Raw genomic sequence first — 17,124 nt, forward strand, 5'->3', positions numbered from 1 at the left:
CCGACACGTACGGCATACCGATCCGCACGCTGCCGCCGGGCGCGGACTCGGGTCCGGCGTCGACGGAGGTTCGAGACCGCGACCTCGACGACACCGCCGCGATCCTCTACACCTCGGGCACCACCGGTCGACTCAAAGGCGCGCAGCTGACCGTGGGAAACCTCCTGTCCGCGGGCGAGATCGGCGTCGCGTGCAGCCGGTCGACGCGCGCGGACCGCGCCGGCACCGCGCTGCCGCTGTTCCACGTCTTCGGCCAGGCCTCGGTGATGATGACAACCTTCACCGCCGGCGGATCGCTGTCCCTGCTGCCCAGGTTCGACGCGGCGGCGATGACCTCGATGCTGCGCCGCGACCGGCTCACCGTGCTGGCCGGAGTCCCGACCATGTGGAACGCGATGCTGCACGCGGCCGACGAGGCCGACCCGGACGATTTCGCGCACCTGCGGATCGCGATCTCCGGCGGCGCGTCCCTGCCCGCCGCGGTGACCCGCCAGTTCGAACAACGCTTCGGCTGCACCATCCTCGAGGGCTACGGACTCACCGAAACCACCGCCTTCGGCACCTTCACCGACATCGACCGGGGTCCGAAGCTCGGCTCGGTCGGCAGCGCGACCCCGTTCACCCGGATCGAGGTCCGCGACGAGGCAGGCGATCCGTGCCCACCGTCGACCGTCGGCGAGATCTTCATCCGCGGCGAAACGGTCATGAAAGGGTACTGGGAACGCCCCTCCGACACCGCCGCGGTTCTCGATGACAACGGCTGGCTGCGCACCGGCGACCTCGGCGCCATCGACACCGACGGCGACCTACGCATCGTCGACCGAGCCAAAGACCTCATCATCCGCGGCGGCTACAACGTGTACCCGAGCGAGGTCGAGGAAGCCCTCTTCGCCCACCCCGACATCGTCGAGGTCGCCGTGATCGGCATCCCCGACGACCACTACGGCGAGGAAGTCGCCGCCGTCGTCGTACGCCACCCGAAATCGCCCCTCACCGCCGACGACATATCGACGTGGGCCCGCGAACGACTCTCCGCCTACAAGATCCCGCGCCTGATCCAGTTCGTCGACACACTGCCGAAGGGAGCAACAGGCAAGATCCTCAAACGCTCCATCGACCGCGAGTCACTCGCACGGACAGCCGACCAGCCTCGGGTGTGAGACGCGAGGGTCGCGCACCGAGCACTGAACCCTCCGGCCCTCGACGCTTCACGACCCGAGACCGTCTGCTACACGACCTGGATCGACCGATCCCGCGATTATTCGGCACGAAATTGGCACGAAAAAAGCAGGCCAACACCGAAACCGGTGCTGACCTGCTTTTTCTCTGTGGTCCCAGCTGGTTTCGAACCAGCGACCTTCCGCGTGTGAGGCGGACGCTCTCCCGCTGAGCTATGGGACCTAACGGGGTGTCGGGCGGATGTTTCGAGCCGCTCGAACGAGATGGAACATTAGCACGGGGGGATGGGATGTTGCCAAATCGGCTCGTTGGGAGGGGTTTCGGTGGTGTTGGTCGCGGCTTCCGTGAGTGGGGCTGCCTCCCTTCGGGTTGGCGTTCCGGCCGGGCTCGCGCGCGTGGGTGGGCGCGGGGGCGAGACCGGGTCGCCGGGGGCCGGCTTCGATCTGCATTCGGTCGCATAGATCAGTGCGCATATCTATGTCTCGCGATTGGGCTGCGCGTGCCGGGGAGCGATCCGGGCGTGGGTCACCCGCATGCGAGCGCGTGGCGTCGGGAGGTCCGCGGCTGGGGGCTTCCGGGGGGATCGAGCCCACGAGCGGCCGGGCGACACGCTTGTAATTCACATTTAGGGGTGTTTACCAGGCGATTTGTAGTCTGCGGTGAACGTCGGCTAATGTTCTCATCGCACCGCAGAGAGCAGCAAGGCCAGCCAGGCCGAGCCGCTCCTCTACAGTGTGAAGTAAATGCGGATGTGGCGCAGTGGTAGCGCATCACCTTGCCAAGGTGAGGGTCGCGAGTTCGAATCTCGTCATCCGCTCGAGAGGTAGGTAAGGCACTAGCCCCATCCTCCTTTGTACGGTGGAGTGGCCGAGTGGTGAGGCAACGGCCTGCAAAGCCGTGCACACGGGTTCGATTCCCGTCTCCACCTCGCGCGATTAGCTCAGCGGGAGAGCGCTTCCCTGACACGGAAGAGGTCACTGGTTCAATCCCAGTATCGCGCACCACCGTACCGAGTCAGGCCCCCTTTCGAGGGGGCCTGACTTGTTTGCATCGCCAGGTGCATTCGGTGCGGGTCCTGCGGTATGGAGGGGCATGCAGTGAGGCAGATCCTGTTGGCGGCGGGGATCGCCCTGATCGTCACCATCACACTCACTCCGGTATTGATCCGGGTGTTCGCGCGGCGCGGGTTCGGGCAGGAGATCCGGATCGACGGGCCCGCCAGTCATCAGACCAAACGCGGAACACCGACCATGGGCGGGTTGGCGATCGGCGCGGGCGTGTGGGCCGGTTATCTGGGCTCGCATCTGATCGGAATGCTGTGGGACGCACCGGGACCCAGCGCCTCGGGCGTGCTGGTGCTGCTGTTGGCCTCGGCGCTGGGCGTGGTGGGATTCCTCGACGACTCGATCAAACTGCGCAAGCACCGCAATCTCGGGTTGACGGCGGCGGGCAAGTACATCGGGCAGATCGGCGCCGCGGTGGTGTTCGCGGTGTTGGCGCTGCGATTCCCCGGCGCCACGGGGCTCACCCCGGCCAGCGCGAACCTGTCCTACGTCCGCGATATCAGCACGATCACCTTCGCCTCGCTGTTCTTCGTCGCGTTCATCGCGCTGCTGGTGGTGGCCTGGTCGAACGCGGTGAACATCACCGACGGGCTCGACGGGCTGGCTGCGGGGTCGATGAGCCTGGTGCTCGGCGCGTATGTGGTGATCACGCTGTGGCAGTACGAGAACTCGTGCGAGATCAGCCCGGGACGCGCCTGCTACACGGTGCGCGACCCGCTCGATCTGGCGGTGGTCAGCGCGGCGGGCGCGGCGGCGTGCATCGGGTTCCTGTGGTGGAACGCGGCGCCGGCGAAGATCTTCATGGGCGACACGGGGTCGCTGGGTCTGGGCGGGCTGCTGGCGGGGCTGTCGATCACCAGCCGCACCGAACTGCTGGCGGTGGTGATCGGGGCGCTGTTCGTCGCCGAGATCATGTCGGTGGTGCTGCAGATCGTGGTCTTCCGCACGACCCACACCCGACTGTTCAGGATGGCGCCGTTCCATCATCACTTCGAACTGAACAACTGGCCCGAGACCGCGGTGATCATCCGGTTCTGGGTGCTGGCCGGGATCGCGGCGGCGACGGGGTTGTGCCTGTTCTACGGCGAGTACATGACCGCGCTCTAGGTGTCGGAGGCTGCCGCTACGCTGAGCCGACCTAGCCAGGGAGGTCGCCGCTGTGAGTGCCGAGATCGTCAGGGAACCGGGATACGACATCGCCGGCGACGTCTCGTTCGAGCTCGAGGAGCTCGACGACCTGGTCGGTGAGCTGGTCGTCGAGTACGGCGAGCGGGCGGCACGGGACGCGCGAATCGTCGCGTTGCGACTGGGGCTCGGCGGGCAGCGGCCGGAGACGCTCACCCGGATCGGGGCGCGCTACGACCTGGCCCGCGACCGGGCGCGTCAGCTGTATACGAAATCGGTGGGGCGGATCGTGCGCGAGGCCGCCCGCTCGGGGCACCGGTCGGGGCCGGTGTTCGCCCACCGCTACCCGCTCGACGTGGGCGATCTGCGGCTCGTGCGGATGCTGCTGGCCGAAACCTACGCCACCGACACCGACCTGGTGGCCATGGAATGGTCGTATCTGAAGTTGCGGCTGGCGGGGCACGAGCAGGCCGATGCCAAGCGGGTGGCGGGGTATGTGATGCAGCGAATCCTGGGGTGGCAGAAGAAGACCGCGAGCATTCTGGCCAAGCTGCACGTGCCCGCCGACGGGGTGGCTCCGCTGCCGCTGGACGATGTCGAATGGTCCGGTGGGGTGGCGGCGCCGCTGCCGGTGGAGTCGGCGCGGGTGGCCGACGCCGACGACGACGGGCGCGGGCGGTTCTATCTGGCCAAAGCCGGTCGTGACGTCGCCTACGACTCGGCGATGACTGCGCGACTGCTGCGCACGCTCGACGCCGACCCGGCCGTGGCGGCCTTTCAGGAGGAGCCGACCGCGCTGACCTACCGGTTCGACGGGGACGAGCAGGTGCACTATCCGGCGGTCGCGGCGCGCCTGGTGGACGGGCGCACGATGCTCGTCGACGTGGTGCCGCTGGGGCGGATCGCGTTCCACCGCAACCGGATCCAGAGCGCGCTGGGTCGCGAGTACGCCCACGAGCGGGGCTGGGGGTGGCTCGCCTGGACCGGCAGTGCGCTGGGCGCGGCGCAGCTGCGCGAGCGGTCCGTGGACGCGGCGCTCGCGCAGCAGCTCGCGACCGAACTCGAGCAGGGGCCCTACGACCGGACCGCGCTCGCCACGATCAGCGCCGACACGGGGCTGGAGCTGCTCGATCTGGCCGGGCTGGTGCTGCGCAACGACTGGCAGTGGGACCGGATGCCGATGCGGCTCAGGTCATGACCAGGGCGCCGACCATCACCGTGAGCACCAGCAGCATCGCGCAGCAGGTGAGCCACTGCCACTGATTCAGGGTGCGGTCCATACGTTTGATCGTGGCGCGCAGGCTCGCCGAGATGCGCTGCTGGGCGACGATCTCACTGCGCAGACCGGCCACGGTGATCGCCTCGGCGTCGGCGTTGGCCCCGGCGCGGTCGATCCGGTTGTGCAGGCGGCCGACCAGCTTCTGCTTGTCGCGCACGGTCTGGCGTGACACGGCCAGCTCCACCCGCTGATCGCGCAGTTCCTTGCGCTGGTGTTCGATCATCGCGGCCTGCGCTGCGGTGTGCCGTTCCCAGGTGCCCACGTCGGCCCACCCTCCTGTCTCTAGATCCGCGTGCCCCCAGTGGATTTCGCCACGAACCCACCCTTCGAGGAAGTCACGCAATGCCGCGCCGCCCGCGACGGGGGCGGCGAAACCGGTCCGACCCGCGCCGAGCATGCCCTGTTCGACACGGTAGTCCGCCGCCGACGGCGCGAAATCGGCGATGCCGACCGCGGGCACAAGGGGTACCCAGAATCCCTGCGGGCACACCCACAGCACATCGTCGATCCCCGCCGCCCGCAGGCGCTCGCGGTGCTCGCGGGCCGCGGTGCTGTCGAGCGGGCCGCTGCGGACCTCGACCACGCCGCGCCGGTCGCCGCGACGCCAGAGGATATCGACCTCGAGGTCGCCGATGCGCGCGTCGACCTGGGCCTCGTCGGCGCCCGCGGCGGTGAGCCGAGCGCAGATCCAGTGTTCGAGACGTTGCGTATTCCACTGTGTCGCCGCGCATTCGGGGCAACCACAGCCGTACCCGGTGCGCTCGGTGACCGCGCGCCGACTGCCCTCGGAGATCCCGAGTTCGTCGAGCAGCGCGCGCCGACCACACACCACCTGGGTGTCACTGATCCGCTTCGTCCTCACACCATCACTCCCTCACCAGGGGACCCGTCGTGCGCCCGCACGCACGCCCTGGACAACAGGTTCCCGCAGCCACCGATGAGGCGCCAGCCCCCTTGACCCGCGTTCGGGTGCGTCACCACCCGGTGATCGAGATCACAAATGCGAGTCTTCTTGTATATCAAGCCATTTCATTGTGCCAACGTCGCACTGAGACGCCTATATCTTCACCATTTCGATACACAGACCGGGCCTGTTGCCTGTCTATTTCATCCTGATTGCGAATCAGTTCGGCGCGTCGCTGGAGCGGCGACCACATTACGTGCTGTTGCCCCGATGGATATGATCGCTGCGGCCGAGGCGGGCACGCTCGGGCGACCACGGGAAGTAGGGTGTGCATGAACCACGCTGAGCACGACGAATCCATCGGGTCGATGCTGGCGAGTATCGCCTCGGCGCTGCGCGACGTCAGCGACAAGCTCGATCTCGTCGCCGCGCGGGTGAAGCTGGACGTGCCCACCTTCCCACTCGACGAGGATCTGCCCGACCAGACCCGGATCCGCAGGCTCGAGACCTGGGCATTCCATGCGTCACAGGACATTTCACGACTGAGCTCACGGCTGGACAGCCTCGACGGCGGTGACGCCGAGGCCGTGAGACCGCCGCGGGGGACGCGCAGTCGACGCGAGGTCCGCGAGGCCGCTGAGGCCGCCGAACGGGCCGCGGGGGGACTCGGAGACACGGAATCCCCACCGGCGCAGCAGAATCGCGATGAGGGCGGTTCGCGACCACCGCTCGAGCGACGCCAGTCCCCCGCGCGGACGCCCGCCACGGATCATCTGGGTGATCCCACCGCGCTGGGGTCCACACCGGTCGCGCGCACCGCCGCGGCGGAGGTCACGGCGAGCTTCGTGCCGCCGGTCTCGGTGGGGTCGGTCGCGGAGGCTCGGTCGGTGTCGAGTCATCGGCCCGCGCCCGCGCGGCTCGGTGGGTCGGGTGCGGATGCGCCGGTGAGCACCGAGCGCTCCTTGAGTGGGGCTGTGAGTACGAACGGTGTCGCGAGCAGGATCGGTCTCGGTGCGAGCGACAGCAACGGCTCGGCCTCGACGCAGCCGGTTCTCAACGGCGCGACCCGCAACGTGGCCGCGAACGGCCGCAACGGCAGTGCTCCTGCTGCGCCCGACATCGACGCGACCGTCCGCAACGGCAGTGCTCCTGCTGCGCCCGACATCGACGCGACCGTCCGCAACGGCAACGGTCTCGCTGCGTCCGGATTCGGTAGTACGGCGAATGCGACCGGGGCGAACGGCACGGCTGGCACCGGGACGGCGATCAATGGGTCTGCTCGCAACGGTGCCGCCGGCGCGGGCCTCAACGGTGTCGCGTCCGAGGTCGCCGGTGATATCGCGGCTGCGCGGAATGGAAGGCCGGTGGCTGTGGTCGGCACCGCGCTGACCGAATCCGGTGTCGAACCCCGGCGCGAGTCGAACGAATCGGTCACCAGCGATGACGCGGCTTCCGTCGATCGTGCGTCCGTGTCGTCGGCGCGACCCGAGACATCGGCGCGACCCGTGTCGTCGGCGCAGGCCGGTCAGTCCGTGGTCGAGGAGTCGGCGCGGGTCGACGGGTCGGCATTCACGGCGCCGGTCACGGTCGACGAGGGCGCATCGCCGGTTCGACCTACGGTGCCGTCGACCACGCCTTCTGTTCCGGTCGCGGAGTCTTCCGACGAGACCGCCGCGTCGCCCACACCGTTCGGCACGCATTCCTCTTCGACGCCGTTCGACCGGTACCGGTCACTGGAGGTGTCTTCGGAGCGGCCCGCTCCCCCGGCGTCCCTTCGGCACACTTCGTCGGCGCCCGATCAGGCTGAGCAGCCCACTCCCCTGCCGTCTCTCCGGGACATGTCCTCGGGTGGTCCGGCTGAACAGCCGGTGCGCCTGCCGTCCCTCCGGGACACCTCGTCGGCAGCCGAACGGCCCGCTCCCCCGGTGCTGTCCGACGAACGCGGAGCGGCACTATCCGGTACGCCGCTGTCCTCCGAGCAGCGCACCTCCGAGTCGGCTGATGAGCGTGCACCGTTCCGGTCGTCAGCGAGCTCCACGTCGGTAGCGCGATTCGTGGAGCCCACCGCACCAGTTCATACCGAGAACACCAGTGGCAGTTCAGCTTCGGAGGGTGGCACGGGCTGGAATCAGGCCGTCATCGGGGATCTTCGAGCGAACGGGGTCATCGGGGGCGTCGATGCCGCGGCCGGGTCGGCGAACGAGCTCGCTGGTTCCGCTGTGGGAGAGAAGGTTTCCGATTCGTCCGCGACGGACAGGGAGCTATCGGACTCGATGGTGACCGGGCCGCTACCCGTAACCGGAGGCGCTGCCGGCGGAGTCGAGCGAGCGCGGCCGGTCAAGAAGCCGGAGGGAACGTCCGCTCCGCACGGGGAGGCGACCCGAGGGGCGGGGTACGGCGGCGGGAACGAGGTGGCGCGGTTCGCCTCGGGCGAGCCGTCTCCGGTCGAGGGCGGTCAGTACTCCGGGTTCACCGGTGCCGAGCGTGCGGACGAGAGCCCGGAATCCCAGGTGGGCAACAGTTTCGGAGCGGCCGTCTCGGGGGCGAACGGTGTCCCGGTCGATGACGTCTTCCACAGCGCCGACGAGGACTCCGCAGGACCTGCCGATGCCGGCATTCGCTGGTCGTTCTCCGACGAGAGTGCCCCCACGGCACCGTCGGCGGAGCGGAACGGCCACGCGCGCAACGGTTTCACCACCCACTCCGAGCGTCGACCCGACTCGCTCTTCGGGGACTTCACCCCGCGCGAGCGCCTGTCGGCCGCGCCGGACCGCCTCGGCACCCCGCCCGCCCGGCTCACCCCGCCCTCGGAACTCACCGCCTCGGCTGATCCAGGAAGCGCCGCAACACCTCTGGACGACGCCCCGGCGGCCTACGACTCGGGCCCGCCCACGCTCGATCTCCCGACGGGACGCGGGACCGGATCGGATCCGCTCACCGACCCGGCCCCGCCGACCGCGACCGACTCGGCGGGCATCACCGTCACCGGCACCTACCGGGCCTTCGATATCGAGCGCGCCCACGTCGACAAGTTGCAGGCCATGCTCGACGAGTTGAAGCGCTCGGCGGGGTTGCCGCCGGGGCGGCGTGACGTGTTCGGGCCGCCGACGCAGGACCTGCCCTAGCGGTCAGGCGGGGGTCGCGAGGGAGACCGGACCGACCTCGGGAACAGGGGGCTCCCGCAGCACCGAGCCGATGAGTTCGCGCAGGGCGCGGTGGCCCACGTCGGCGGTGTTGCGCGGATGCCAGGCCATCGCTACCACGGGAGCCGGCAGCGGGAGCGGGATCTCGAACATCGTCAGGCCGAGGGCTTCGCGGGCGGCGCGGGAGAGCAGTTCCGGTGCGGGGCAGACCAATTCGGTCGCGGCCAGGGTGAGCAGCGCGGTGGGCAGGTCGGCGACGGTGGCGACCACGCGGCGGGTGCGGCCGTGCAGGGCGAGGCGGTCGTCGATGGGGCCGTGGGTGCGGCCGGTCGGTGAGACCTCGAGGTGGCGCGCCGAGGCGTAGGCGGCGACGGTGGGGCGCGCGGCGGCGAAGGGGTGGTCGGGGGCGGCGACGCCGATCCAGCGGTCGGTGAACAGGCGCTCGACCACGGTCTCGGGGTCGGTCTGGCCGATCATGCCGACCTCGACGTCGACGCGGCCGTCGCGCAGGGCGACCGGACCGTCGGTGGCGTCGGCGGCCAACAGGCGCACCGTCACCCCGGGCAGGTGGGCGTGCACGGCGGCCAGCAGCGGGCCGGACAGGCGGGCGCCGACGGAATCGCCGACCCGGACGACGAAATCGCGGTGCCTGCCGGGTTCGGTGGTGGCGCGGGTGGTGAGCAGACAGCGACCCTGATCGACCAGGCTGGCCACATCGTGGCGCAGTTCCAGCGCGCGCGGGGTGGGCACCATCTGGCGACCGGAGCGCACGAGCAGCGGGTCGCCGAGGACCTCGCGCAACCGGGTCAGGGTGCGGCTCATCGCCGAGGTCGAGGTGTGCAGTCGCCGGGCCGCCTCGGTCACGCTGTTGGTGTCGAGCAGCGCGTCGAGGGCGAGCAGCAGGTTCAGATCCAGCGCATCCACGCGAGGATTATCACCAACGCCGCGAGTGCGGCCAAGCGAGCCCGAGAGCGATCGGGCGTGTCGGGCTACCGCTCGGCTACGGGTTCGGGAGTGGGGGCGGCGGGCGCGGGAACCGAATCCCCGCGCAGCACCGCGCGATAGGACGCCGGACGCACCGGGCGCACCCATTGGGCCAACCGGGTGGTGGCAGGCAGGCGGGTGCCCAGATCGTCGAGCATCTCGTCGATATTGCCCAGCGAGAACGGCACCACCGAGGCGCCGTGGGCGTGCTCGCCCGCGCTGCGTTCGCGCGACCACTCCAGGCGGGCGTCGATGTCGTTGTTCATCAGCTCGTCCACCGGTGGCACGAACCGGCCGGTGAGCAGCCCGGCGATCCAGTGCGCGCTCACCTCCGCGCTCAGGGCGCTCACGTTCGAGCTGTTGTAGCCGGCGAAGCTCAAGTTGGGGACCTCCACGGGCAGGATGTGGCGGTAGAGGCGGAAGTCGCCCGCGTCGTCGGTGAGCGCGCGGCGCACGAACGGGGTGAGGAAGGGGACCTCCTGGCGGTAGCCGGTCGCGCAGAGCACGATCTCGGCCAGTTTCAGGCTGCCGTCGGCCAGGCGCACGGCCGGTCCGTGGGTGCCGCCGATCAGTTCGACGATCTCGGTGTCGCGGTGCACCGCGATGCGGCCCGCCTCGACCTGCTCGGCGAAGCCCTCGGTGGCCAGGCTCGCCCGGCTGGTCGCGATCTCGGCGATCGAACCGTGCGGGACGAGGTCGAGTTCGCGCAGTTTCAGCCTGCGGATCACGCGCTCCTGGAGCAGGTCCAGGTTCGACTGGCGCAGCGCGAGCCGGTCGAGGAGGCGCTCGGCGCGGTGCGGGAAGCGGGAGGCGAAGTGGGCTTCGCCGAGGCGGGTGAGCAGCAGGCGCTCGTAATCGGCGCCGAGGCCCATGGTGCGCGGCATCTTCCAGGTGAGCCGGCGCGCCACCACGGTGGTCTCGTCGGCGATGTGGCTGACGGCCTCGGCCACATCGCAGGCGGACTTGCCGTAGCCGACCACGATCACCGAGCGGTCGCGCGCCTGCTCCACGTCGTGGAACTGCGAGACGTGACACAGGCGCCCGCCCGCGGCCCGGAAGGCGGCCGCGCCGGGCAGCTCGGGCAGCACGGGGTCGCTGTAGACGCCGTTGGCGACGATCAGGTGATCGCACGAGGTGCGGTGGGTGCCCAGCTCGTCGCGGATCTCGAGCAACCAGCCGCTGTCGACCGGGTCGGCCGCCACCACCTCGGTGCCGAGGCGCAGGTGTCGGCCCAGGCCGAACTCCTGCACGTAACCGGCCAGGTAGGCCTGCATCTGCTGACCGTCGGGCCAGCGGGGGAAATCCTCGGGCATCGGGTGATCGCTGAAGGCGACGGTGGACTTGCTGTTCTGCGCGCGCAGGCCGGGATAGCGTCGAGTGGCGCTCCACACACCGCCGACGTCGGGGGTCCGGTCGAAGACCTCGACCGGGAACCCCGCCTGACTCAATACCTTCGCGCAGGCCAAACCCGCCACGCCCGCACCGACGATCCCGATGCGGCTACCGCTTTGCATGCGCAGCAGACTACTCGGACCCGGGGGGCGGGTGCCACCGCACTGGACGGGCCACAGTGCGGTCGAACCACCGTTGTCGCGTGCTGTACTGGAAGCATGACCAACAGTTCCGTCGTCGTGGATCGGGCCGGACTCTGGGACGCGGAGTCGCTCAGCGACGTCGCCGCCGCGACCTTCCCGCTGGCCTGCCCGCCCGAGGCCACCCCGGCCGATATCGAGATCTTCCTCGAGCAGATGCTCTCGGGCGAACGCTTCGGCGAATACCTCTGCGACCCGGCCAAGATCGTGCTCAAGGCCGTCGCGGACGACGAGATCGTCGGCTACGCCATGCTGGTCGCGGGCAGGCCCACCGACCCCGCCGTCGACGCGCAGGTCAGCGCGGGCGAGGTGGTGGAACTGAGCAAGATGTACGTGCTCCCCGGCCACCACGGCAGCGGGGTCGCCGCGGCCCTGATGGCGGCCGCGATCGACACCGCCCGCCAGTGGGGCGCGAGCACGCTGTGGCTCGGGGTCAACCAGGCCAACGAGCGCGCGCAGAAGTTCTACGCCAAGCACGACTTCCGGCAGGTGGGCACCAAGACGTTCGTCGTCGGCAACCAGCTGCACTCCGACTTCGTGCTCGAACGCCCTATGTAGCGGCGGCCTCGAAACGCGACAGGGCCAGCAGGCGCGAGATCGCGCGCAGGTACTTCTTGCGGTAGCCGCCGCCCAGCATCTCCTGCGAGAAGATCTCGTCGAGCTTCACGCCCGAGACCGTGACCGGGATGCTGGCGTCGTAGAGGCGGTCGGCCAACACCACCACGCGCAGCGCGACGGCCTGGTCGGTGACGGTGTGCACGTCGGAGATGAACACCGAGCGCACGTCCTGGATCAGCGCGCCGAACTTGGACGGGTGCAGGGTGCTCAGGTGCTTGACCAGCGCGTCGAACTCGTCCAGCGTCGAGCCGGGGGTGGCCGCGGCGCGTTCGACCAGCAGTTCGTTCGAGGTGGGTTCGGGGGCGGGCGGCAGGTCGCGGTGGCGGTAGTCGGGGCCGTCCACGCGCACCGGGTCGAAGATCGACCCGAGCTTCTTGATCTCGCGCAGGAAGTCCGAGGCCGCGAAACGGCCCTCGCCGAGCTGGCCGGGCAGGGTGTTGGAGGTGGCCACGATGGACACCCCGCGCGCCGAGAGCTCGGTGAGCAGGCGCGAGACCAGCATGGTGTCGCCGGGATCGTCGAGTTCGAACTCGTCGATGCACAGCACGCTGTTGCCCGAGAGCCGTTCGACGGCGTTGTTGAAGCCCAGCGCGCCGACCAGGTTGGTGACCTCGCCGAAGGTGCCGAAGGACTTGGGCGCCGGGGAGCTGTGGAAGATCGAGGCCAGCAGGTGGGTCTTGCCGACGCCGAAGCCGCCGTCGAGATACAGGCCCGCGCCCGAGACGGCCTTCTTCTTGCCGAACAGGCTCTTCTTCGAGGCGGCCTTGTGGATTTTGGTGACCTGACCGGCGAATTGTTCGGCCTTGGCGACCGCGGCGGCCTGGCTCGGTTCGTTCGGGTCGGGGATGTAGGAGGCGAAGCTGACCTCGTCGAACATGGGCGGAGGCACCATCTGCGCGACGAGTTGGTCGGCCGGGACCTCCGGATGGCGATCGACGAGGCGTTCTTGCATGGACAAATCGTACGGACGTGGTTGCATCAGTTCCTATGCAGCGTATCCACAATGTGACCCAGCTCGCAGACCTCGACGACGACGCACTGGCCAGGTGCTACGCCTACCCGCACCAGTTGGACGCGCCCTGGGTGCGGGCGAACTTCGTCGCCAGCATCGACGGGGCGTTCTCGATCTCCGGGGTCTCGGCGGGACTGGGAACCGACGCCGACAAGAAGGTGTTCACCGTGCTGCGCGAGCTCGCCGACGTGATCGTCATCGGCGCGGGCACCCTGCGCGCGGAGGACTACGGCGGCGCGCACCCGGATCGCGGGCGACGCATCGCGCACTATCACCAGGGAATCGGCGGCAATGCCGAAGGCACCCCGCCGCCGATCGCGGTCGTGTCGGCCACCGCGCGACTCGACCCGGCCGCGAAACTGTTCACCGACTCCGAGGTGGCGCCGATCATCATCACCACCAGCCAGGCGGCGCCGCAGCAGATCAAACGACTCGAGAAGGCGGGCGCGGACGTGGTGGTCGCCGGGCGGGCCGCGATCATGCCCGCCGCCCTGATCAAGGTGTTCGCCGACCGTGGTCTGCCGCGGGTGCTGTGCGAGGGCGGACCGCACCTGTTCGGGCAGTTGGCCGAGGCGGGCCTGGTCGACGAACTGTGCCTGACCACCGCCCCGATGCTGGTCGGCGGTCCGGGCGGGCGAATCTCGCTGTCGGCGAGCACATTCGACACCCCCATGGCGCGCAAGCAGCTGGTGCTCGCCGAGGACGGCACCGTGCTGGCCCGCTGGGCCCGTCGATGAAACCCGGCGCCGAACCTGGCAGTCTGTAGCGCATGCGTTGGACTCGGGCCGTGGCGACGGCCGCGACACTGTCGATCATGCTCGCGGGTTGTGGGGCCGGACCGTCGGATCGGCCTGTCGTCGCCGTCGAGCGCCCGGGGGCCGGTGGCGCCCAGAACGAGGAACCCGCCGCGCAGGAACCCGACCGCGCCGAGGTGCCGCAGAACGACCTGACCTGGCGCGATTGCACCGAGTCCACGCTGAGCTCGCTCGCCTTCGGCGACGGGCCCGCGGGACTGGTGCTCGAATGCGCGGAATTCTCGACCCCGATCGACACCGCGGGCAGCGTGATCGGCACCTTCCGCGCCGGCGCCCTGCGCGCCCGACTGCCCCAGACCCCCACCGACGTGGCGCCGCTGGTGCTCACCTCCGGGTCGGATCGATCCTCGGCCTCGACACTGGCCGGGCTCGCGCTCGGACCCAACAGCGCGCTGCTGGCCGCGCAACCGATCGTCGCGGTGGATCGGCGCGGCATCGGCGCCTCCCAGCCCATCGACTGCATTCCGGCGCAGTTGCGCGCGGTGATGTCCGACCTCGGCCAGACCGGGGTGGGCAGCGACGACCCGGTCGGCGCGGTAGCCGAGTTCAGCCAGGACGCCACCATCTCCTGCCGCGACTTCCTACAGCCCTACGAGGGCACCTTCGACGCACCGCACGCCGCCGACGACATCGAACAGCTGCGCAAGCAGTGGCAGGTCGACAAGATCAACCTGATCGGCGCGGGCAACGGCGCCAAGGTGGCCCTGAGCTACGCGCGCCGCTACGGCGAGCACCTCGCCCGCCTCGTGCTCGACGCCCCCGAACCGGTCGGCGCCGACGCCACCACGATGGCCGAGGCGCGCGTCGTCGGCGCCGAAGCCGCCCTGACCGCGTACGCGCAACGCTGCAAGGCCGTCAACTGCGCGCTCGGAGCCGACCCGCGCGCGGCGATCATCGCGCTGATGAACAAGGCGAGCGGCGGCGCACTCGGCGACATCTCGGCCGCGGACCTGTCGACCGCGCTGATCGGGTTCCTGTCCAGTCCGCGCGGCGACCAGGCCAACCGGGTGACCGACCTGGCCGACGTGCTCGCCGCCGCCGACCGCGGCGACCGCGGCCCGCTCTCGGCGATGATCACCCGCGAGGCCGCCGCGATCAGCTCCGACGGCGAGTTCGTCAACCGGTGCACCGACAGCCAGCAGCCCCCGACCCAGGACAAGGCCCGCGAACTCGCGCAGGCGTGGGCGAGCAAGTACCCGGCCTTCGGGCGCACCACCGCCATCGGGCTGATGGTGTGCTCGGCGTGGCCGGTGACCAGCGCGCCGCCGCTGCCGACCGACCTAGAGTTGCCGGTGCTGGTCTTCGCGGGCGCGGCCGATCCGATCGTCGGCGGGGCCGCCGCCTCGGTGACCGGCGCGCTCGGTTCGGCCGGCGCGCGACACGCCACGATGACCTGGCAGGGCTGGGGACATCCGGTGCTCGCGCACTCCGGCTGCGCGCAGAAGGCGGTCGTCGACTACCTCGCCGAGGGCAAGCTGCCCGCCGACGGCGGAGCCTGCCCGGCCTGACGAACCGCGCACATTTCGGCGCGTCGGACGGGTCCGGCCACACCATCAGGTCACGATTCGGTGTACCGTGCCCAGGTGTTGTTCCGACAGCTCGAACCCCGTACCGCACGTACCACCGCCGAGGTGATCACGTTCGCCCTGTGGCCGTTCGCGGTCATGATGGTGCTGAACCGCGTCTTCATCAAGGCGATCAACGGGTTCATCACCGACGACTACCGGCCGGTGTACAACGCCTCGTTCGAGTTCCTCAACGGCAGGCCGGTCTACACCGCCGACTTCTCCTCGGTGGACCCGCACTACCTCTACGGGCCCAGCGGAACGCTGCTGATCGCGCCGGTGGCGATCATCGAGTACGAGCTGTCGCGCTGGCTGTTCATCGCGCTCAACGCCGCGGCGATCCTGCTCGCCTGGTACCTGATCCTGCGCCTGTTCAAGTTCGGGATCGGCTCGATCGCCGCGCCCGCGCTGCTGCTGGCCATGTTCAGCTCCGAGACGGTCACCAACACGCTGGTCTTCACCAATGTCAACGGCTGCCTGTTGCTGGCCGAACTGCTGTTCCTGCACCTGCTGCTGGCCCGGCGAGATCTGTGGGCCGGTGTGGCACTGGGATTGAGCATCGCGGTGAAACCGACGCTGGCGCCGCTGCTGCTGCTCGCGGCGGTGCGCGGGCAGTGGAAGGTGTTCATCACCGCGTGCGGTGTGCCGGTCGGGTTGACCGCGATCGCCTGGCCGCTGTCGAAGGACCCGGAGAAGTTCTTCACCGTGGTCATGCCGTACCTGATGGAATCGCGCGACTACTTCAACAGCGCGATCGTCGGCAACGGCGCCTACTACGGTCTGCCCGAATGGCTGACGCTGCTGGTGCGGGTCGTGATGGCCGGGGTGGTCGCGGTGTCGCTGTGGCTGCTGTGGCGCTACTACCGCCACGACGAGCTGTTCTTCGTCACCACGTTCTCCGGTGTGCTGCTCACCGCGTCGTTCCTGCTGCCCTCGCTGGGCCAGATGTACTACTCGATGATGCTGTTCCCGCTGCTGATGACGGTGGTGCTGCGCAATTCCGTGCTGCGCAACTGGCCCGCCTGGTTGGCGATCTTCGGGTTCATGTCCTACGACAAGTGGCTCTCGGACCGCTGGCAGGGCGTGGGCCGCAACCTCGAGTACCTGCGGGTGACCTTCGGGTGGGGGCTGCTGCTCATCGTGGTGTTCTGTGTGCTCGGTGAGCGCTACCTGTCGGCGCGCCGCGAGGGCAGGCTCCAGTTCGGGATCGACCCGGCCTGGATGACCGGTAAGAATCCCCCGTCGCTCGCGGTCACCGCCGCACCGCGCCACGACGATTCGGTCGCCCCCGAGGTCGACACCCGCGAACCCGCGCTGAAGTAGTGACCGGTCGGTGACGTGACCGAACAGTTGCGGGCGCGCGCCGACCGAAACCATTAGCGTGGTGCCATGAGTTCCGACACTTCGTTGCCCACGCCGCGCATCCAACTGACGCCGCAGCAATGGCGGGCGAAACTCGACCCGCAGGAGTACGCGGTCCTGCGCGAGGCCGCCACCGAGCGTCCCTTCGTCGGTGAGTACACCGACACCAAGACCGAGGGCGTCTACAGCTGTCGCGCCTGTGACGCCGAACTGTTCCGCAGCACCGAGAAGTTCGACTCGCACTGCGGGTGGCCGTCGTTCTTCGACCCGGCCGACTCCGACGCGGTCATCCTCAAGCCCGACGACAGCATGGGGATGCGCCGGGTGGAGGTGCTGTGCTCGAACTGCCACAGCCACCTGGGGCACGTCTTCGAGGGCGAGGGCTACCCCACGCCCACCGACCAGCGCTACTGCATCAACTCGATCTCGCTGCGGCTCGAGCCCGACGGCGAGTAGACACGCGAAAGGCCCGGTCGATCGAC

The 17,124-nt window shown here is 69.5% G+C and carries 13 protein-coding genes and 4 tRNA genes; 12 read left to right on the forward strand and 5 right to left on the reverse strand.

From position 1 onward, the window contains the following. Window positions 1-1,160 (forward strand): AMP-binding protein (locus ACFP3H_RS15925; protein ID WP_378606298.1); only part of this gene is annotated, 1,160 nt, incomplete at its 5' end. Window positions 1,161-1,329: 169 nt separating this feature from the next. Here the strand turns inward: ACFP3H_RS15925 and ACFP3H_RS15930 are convergent. Continuing rightward, window positions 1,330-1,401 (reverse strand) — tRNA-Val (locus ACFP3H_RS15930). Window positions 1,402-1,924: 523 nt separating this feature from the next. Between ACFP3H_RS15930 and ACFP3H_RS15935 the strand changes: the two genes are divergently transcribed. The 5 genes from ACFP3H_RS15935 to ACFP3H_RS15955 all read left to right on the forward strand — a co-directional run bounded on the left by ACFP3H_RS15935 (window position 1,925) and on the right by ACFP3H_RS15955 (window position 4,566). Further along, window positions 1,925-1,996, forward strand: a tRNA-Gly gene (locus ACFP3H_RS15935). A 40-nt stretch (window positions 1,997-2,036) separates the two neighbouring features. After that, window positions 2,037-2,107: transfer RNA gene (locus ACFP3H_RS15940), tRNA-Cys, on the forward strand. A 1-nt stretch (window position 2,108) separates the two neighbouring features. Then, a tRNA-Val gene (locus tag ACFP3H_RS15945) sits at window positions 2,109-2,183 on the forward strand. A 93-nt stretch (window positions 2,184-2,276) separates the two neighbouring features. Then, window positions 2,277-3,350 (forward strand): phospho-N-acetylmuramoyl-pentapeptide-transferase, encoded by a 1,074-nt coding sequence (mraY, locus tag ACFP3H_RS15950; RefSeq protein ID WP_378606300.1) that lies wholly within the window; start codon window positions 2,277-2,279, stop codon window positions 3,348-3,350. A 52-nt stretch (window positions 3,351-3,402) separates the two neighbouring features. Next, window positions 3,403-4,566 (forward strand): hypothetical protein, encoded by a 1,164-nt coding sequence (locus ACFP3H_RS15955; protein ID WP_378606302.1) that lies wholly within the window; start codon window positions 3,403-3,405, stop codon window positions 4,564-4,566. Here the strand turns inward: ACFP3H_RS15955 and ACFP3H_RS15960 are convergent. Further along, a complete protein-coding gene (locus ACFP3H_RS15960; protein ID WP_378606304.1) occupies window positions 4,556-5,509 on the reverse strand; it encodes a hypothetical protein in 954 nt (317 codons plus the stop codon). The genes ACFP3H_RS15955 and ACFP3H_RS15960 overlap by 11 nt on opposite strands. Window positions 5,510-5,883: 374 nt before the next feature. Here ACFP3H_RS15960 and ACFP3H_RS15965 point away from each other — a divergent pair, with 374 nt between their 5' ends. Further along, on the forward strand, window positions 5,884-8,676 hold the full coding sequence (locus ACFP3H_RS15965) for a hypothetical protein (protein ID WP_378606306.1): 2,793 nt from the start codon (window positions 5,884-5,886) through the stop codon (window positions 8,674-8,676). A 3-nt stretch (window positions 8,677-8,679) separates the two neighbouring features. Here the strand turns inward: ACFP3H_RS15965 and ACFP3H_RS15970 are convergent, their stop codons facing one another. Together ACFP3H_RS15970 and ACFP3H_RS15975 are read right to left on the reverse strand one after the other, a co-directional pair. Next, window positions 8,680-9,618 (reverse strand): LysR family transcriptional regulator, encoded by a 939-nt coding sequence (locus ACFP3H_RS15970; RefSeq protein WP_378606309.1) that lies wholly within the window; start codon window positions 9,616-9,618, stop codon window positions 8,680-8,682. Between the two features lie 65 nt (window positions 9,619-9,683). After that, the gene (locus ACFP3H_RS15975) at window positions 9,684-11,192 is read right to left on the reverse strand and encodes a flavin-containing monooxygenase (protein ID WP_378606312.1); all 1,509 of its coding nucleotides are present in this window, start codon (window positions 11,190-11,192) and stop codon (window positions 9,684-9,686) included. Between the two features lie 96 nt (window positions 11,193-11,288). Between ACFP3H_RS15975 and ACFP3H_RS15980 the strand changes: the two genes are divergently transcribed. Then, entirely contained in the window at window positions 11,289-11,828 is a 540-nt protein-coding gene (locus ACFP3H_RS15980; protein WP_378606315.1) for a GNAT family N-acetyltransferase, read from the forward strand. Here the strand turns inward: ACFP3H_RS15980 and zapE are convergent. After that, window positions 11,821-12,840, reverse strand: coding sequence for a cell division protein ZapE (zapE, locus tag ACFP3H_RS15985; protein WP_378606318.1), 1,020 nt, complete (start codon window positions 12,838-12,840; stop codon window positions 11,821-11,823). The two genes, ACFP3H_RS15980 and zapE, sit on opposite strands and share 8 nt — an antisense overlap. 35 nt (window positions 12,841-12,875) lie before the next feature. Here zapE and ACFP3H_RS15990 point away from each other — a divergent pair, with 35 nt between their 5' ends. From ACFP3H_RS15990 to msrB, 4 genes are all read left to right on the forward strand, one after another. Next, entirely contained in the window at window positions 12,876-13,637 is a 762-nt protein-coding gene (locus tag ACFP3H_RS15990) for a pyrimidine reductase family protein (RefSeq protein ID WP_378606321.1), read from the forward strand. A gap of 32 nt (window positions 13,638-13,669) precedes the next feature. Beyond that, window positions 13,670-15,223: an alpha/beta hydrolase gene (locus ACFP3H_RS15995; RefSeq protein ID WP_378606324.1), complete on the forward strand. Its 1,554-nt coding sequence runs from the start codon at window positions 13,670-13,672 to the stop codon at window positions 15,221-15,223. A gap of 75 nt (window positions 15,224-15,298) precedes the next feature. Further along, complete coding sequence (locus ACFP3H_RS16000; protein WP_378606327.1) at window positions 15,299-16,603, forward strand: glycosyltransferase family 87 protein; 1,305 nt, start codon at window positions 15,299-15,301, stop codon at window positions 16,601-16,603. Between the two features lie 66 nt (window positions 16,604-16,669). Continuing rightward, window positions 16,670-17,098, forward strand: coding sequence for a peptide-methionine (R)-S-oxide reductase MsrB (msrB, locus tag ACFP3H_RS16005; RefSeq protein WP_378606330.1), 429 nt, complete (start codon window positions 16,670-16,672; stop codon window positions 17,096-17,098). Window positions 17,099-17,124: the final 26 nt, after the last annotated feature.

This window comes from Nocardia lasii, from assembly GCF_042658545.1.
Lineage (GTDB): Bacteria > Actinomycetota > Actinomycetes > Mycobacteriales > Mycobacteriaceae > Nocardia > Nocardia lasii.

Excerpts from the sequence above, each read along its gene's own strand:
- ACFP3H_RS15975 (WP_378606312.1), bottom strand. The coding sequence starts at position 11,192 with ATGCAAAGCGGTAGCCGCATCGGGATCGTCGGTGCGGGCGTGGCGGGT.
- ACFP3H_RS15990 (WP_378606321.1), top strand. The coding sequence starts at position 12,876 with ATGCAGCGTATCCACAATGTGACCCAGCTCGCAGACCTCGACGACGAC.
- zapE (WP_378606318.1), bottom strand. The coding sequence starts at position 12,840 with ATGCAAGAACGCCTCGTCGATCGCCATCCGGAGGTCCCGGCCGACCAA.
- ACFP3H_RS15980 (WP_378606315.1), top strand. The coding sequence starts at position 11,289 with ATGACCAACAGTTCCGTCGTCGTGGATCGGGCCGGACTCTGGGACGCG.
- ACFP3H_RS15965 (WP_378606306.1), top strand. The coding sequence starts at position 5,884 with ATGAACCACGCTGAGCACGACGAATCCATCGGGTCGATGCTGGCGAGT.
- msrB (WP_378606330.1), top strand. The coding sequence starts at position 16,670 with ATGAGTTCCGACACTTCGTTGCCCACGCCGCGCATCCAACTGACGCCG.
- ACFP3H_RS15995 (WP_378606324.1), top strand. The coding sequence starts at position 13,670 with ATGCGTTGGACTCGGGCCGTGGCGACGGCCGCGACACTGTCGATCATG.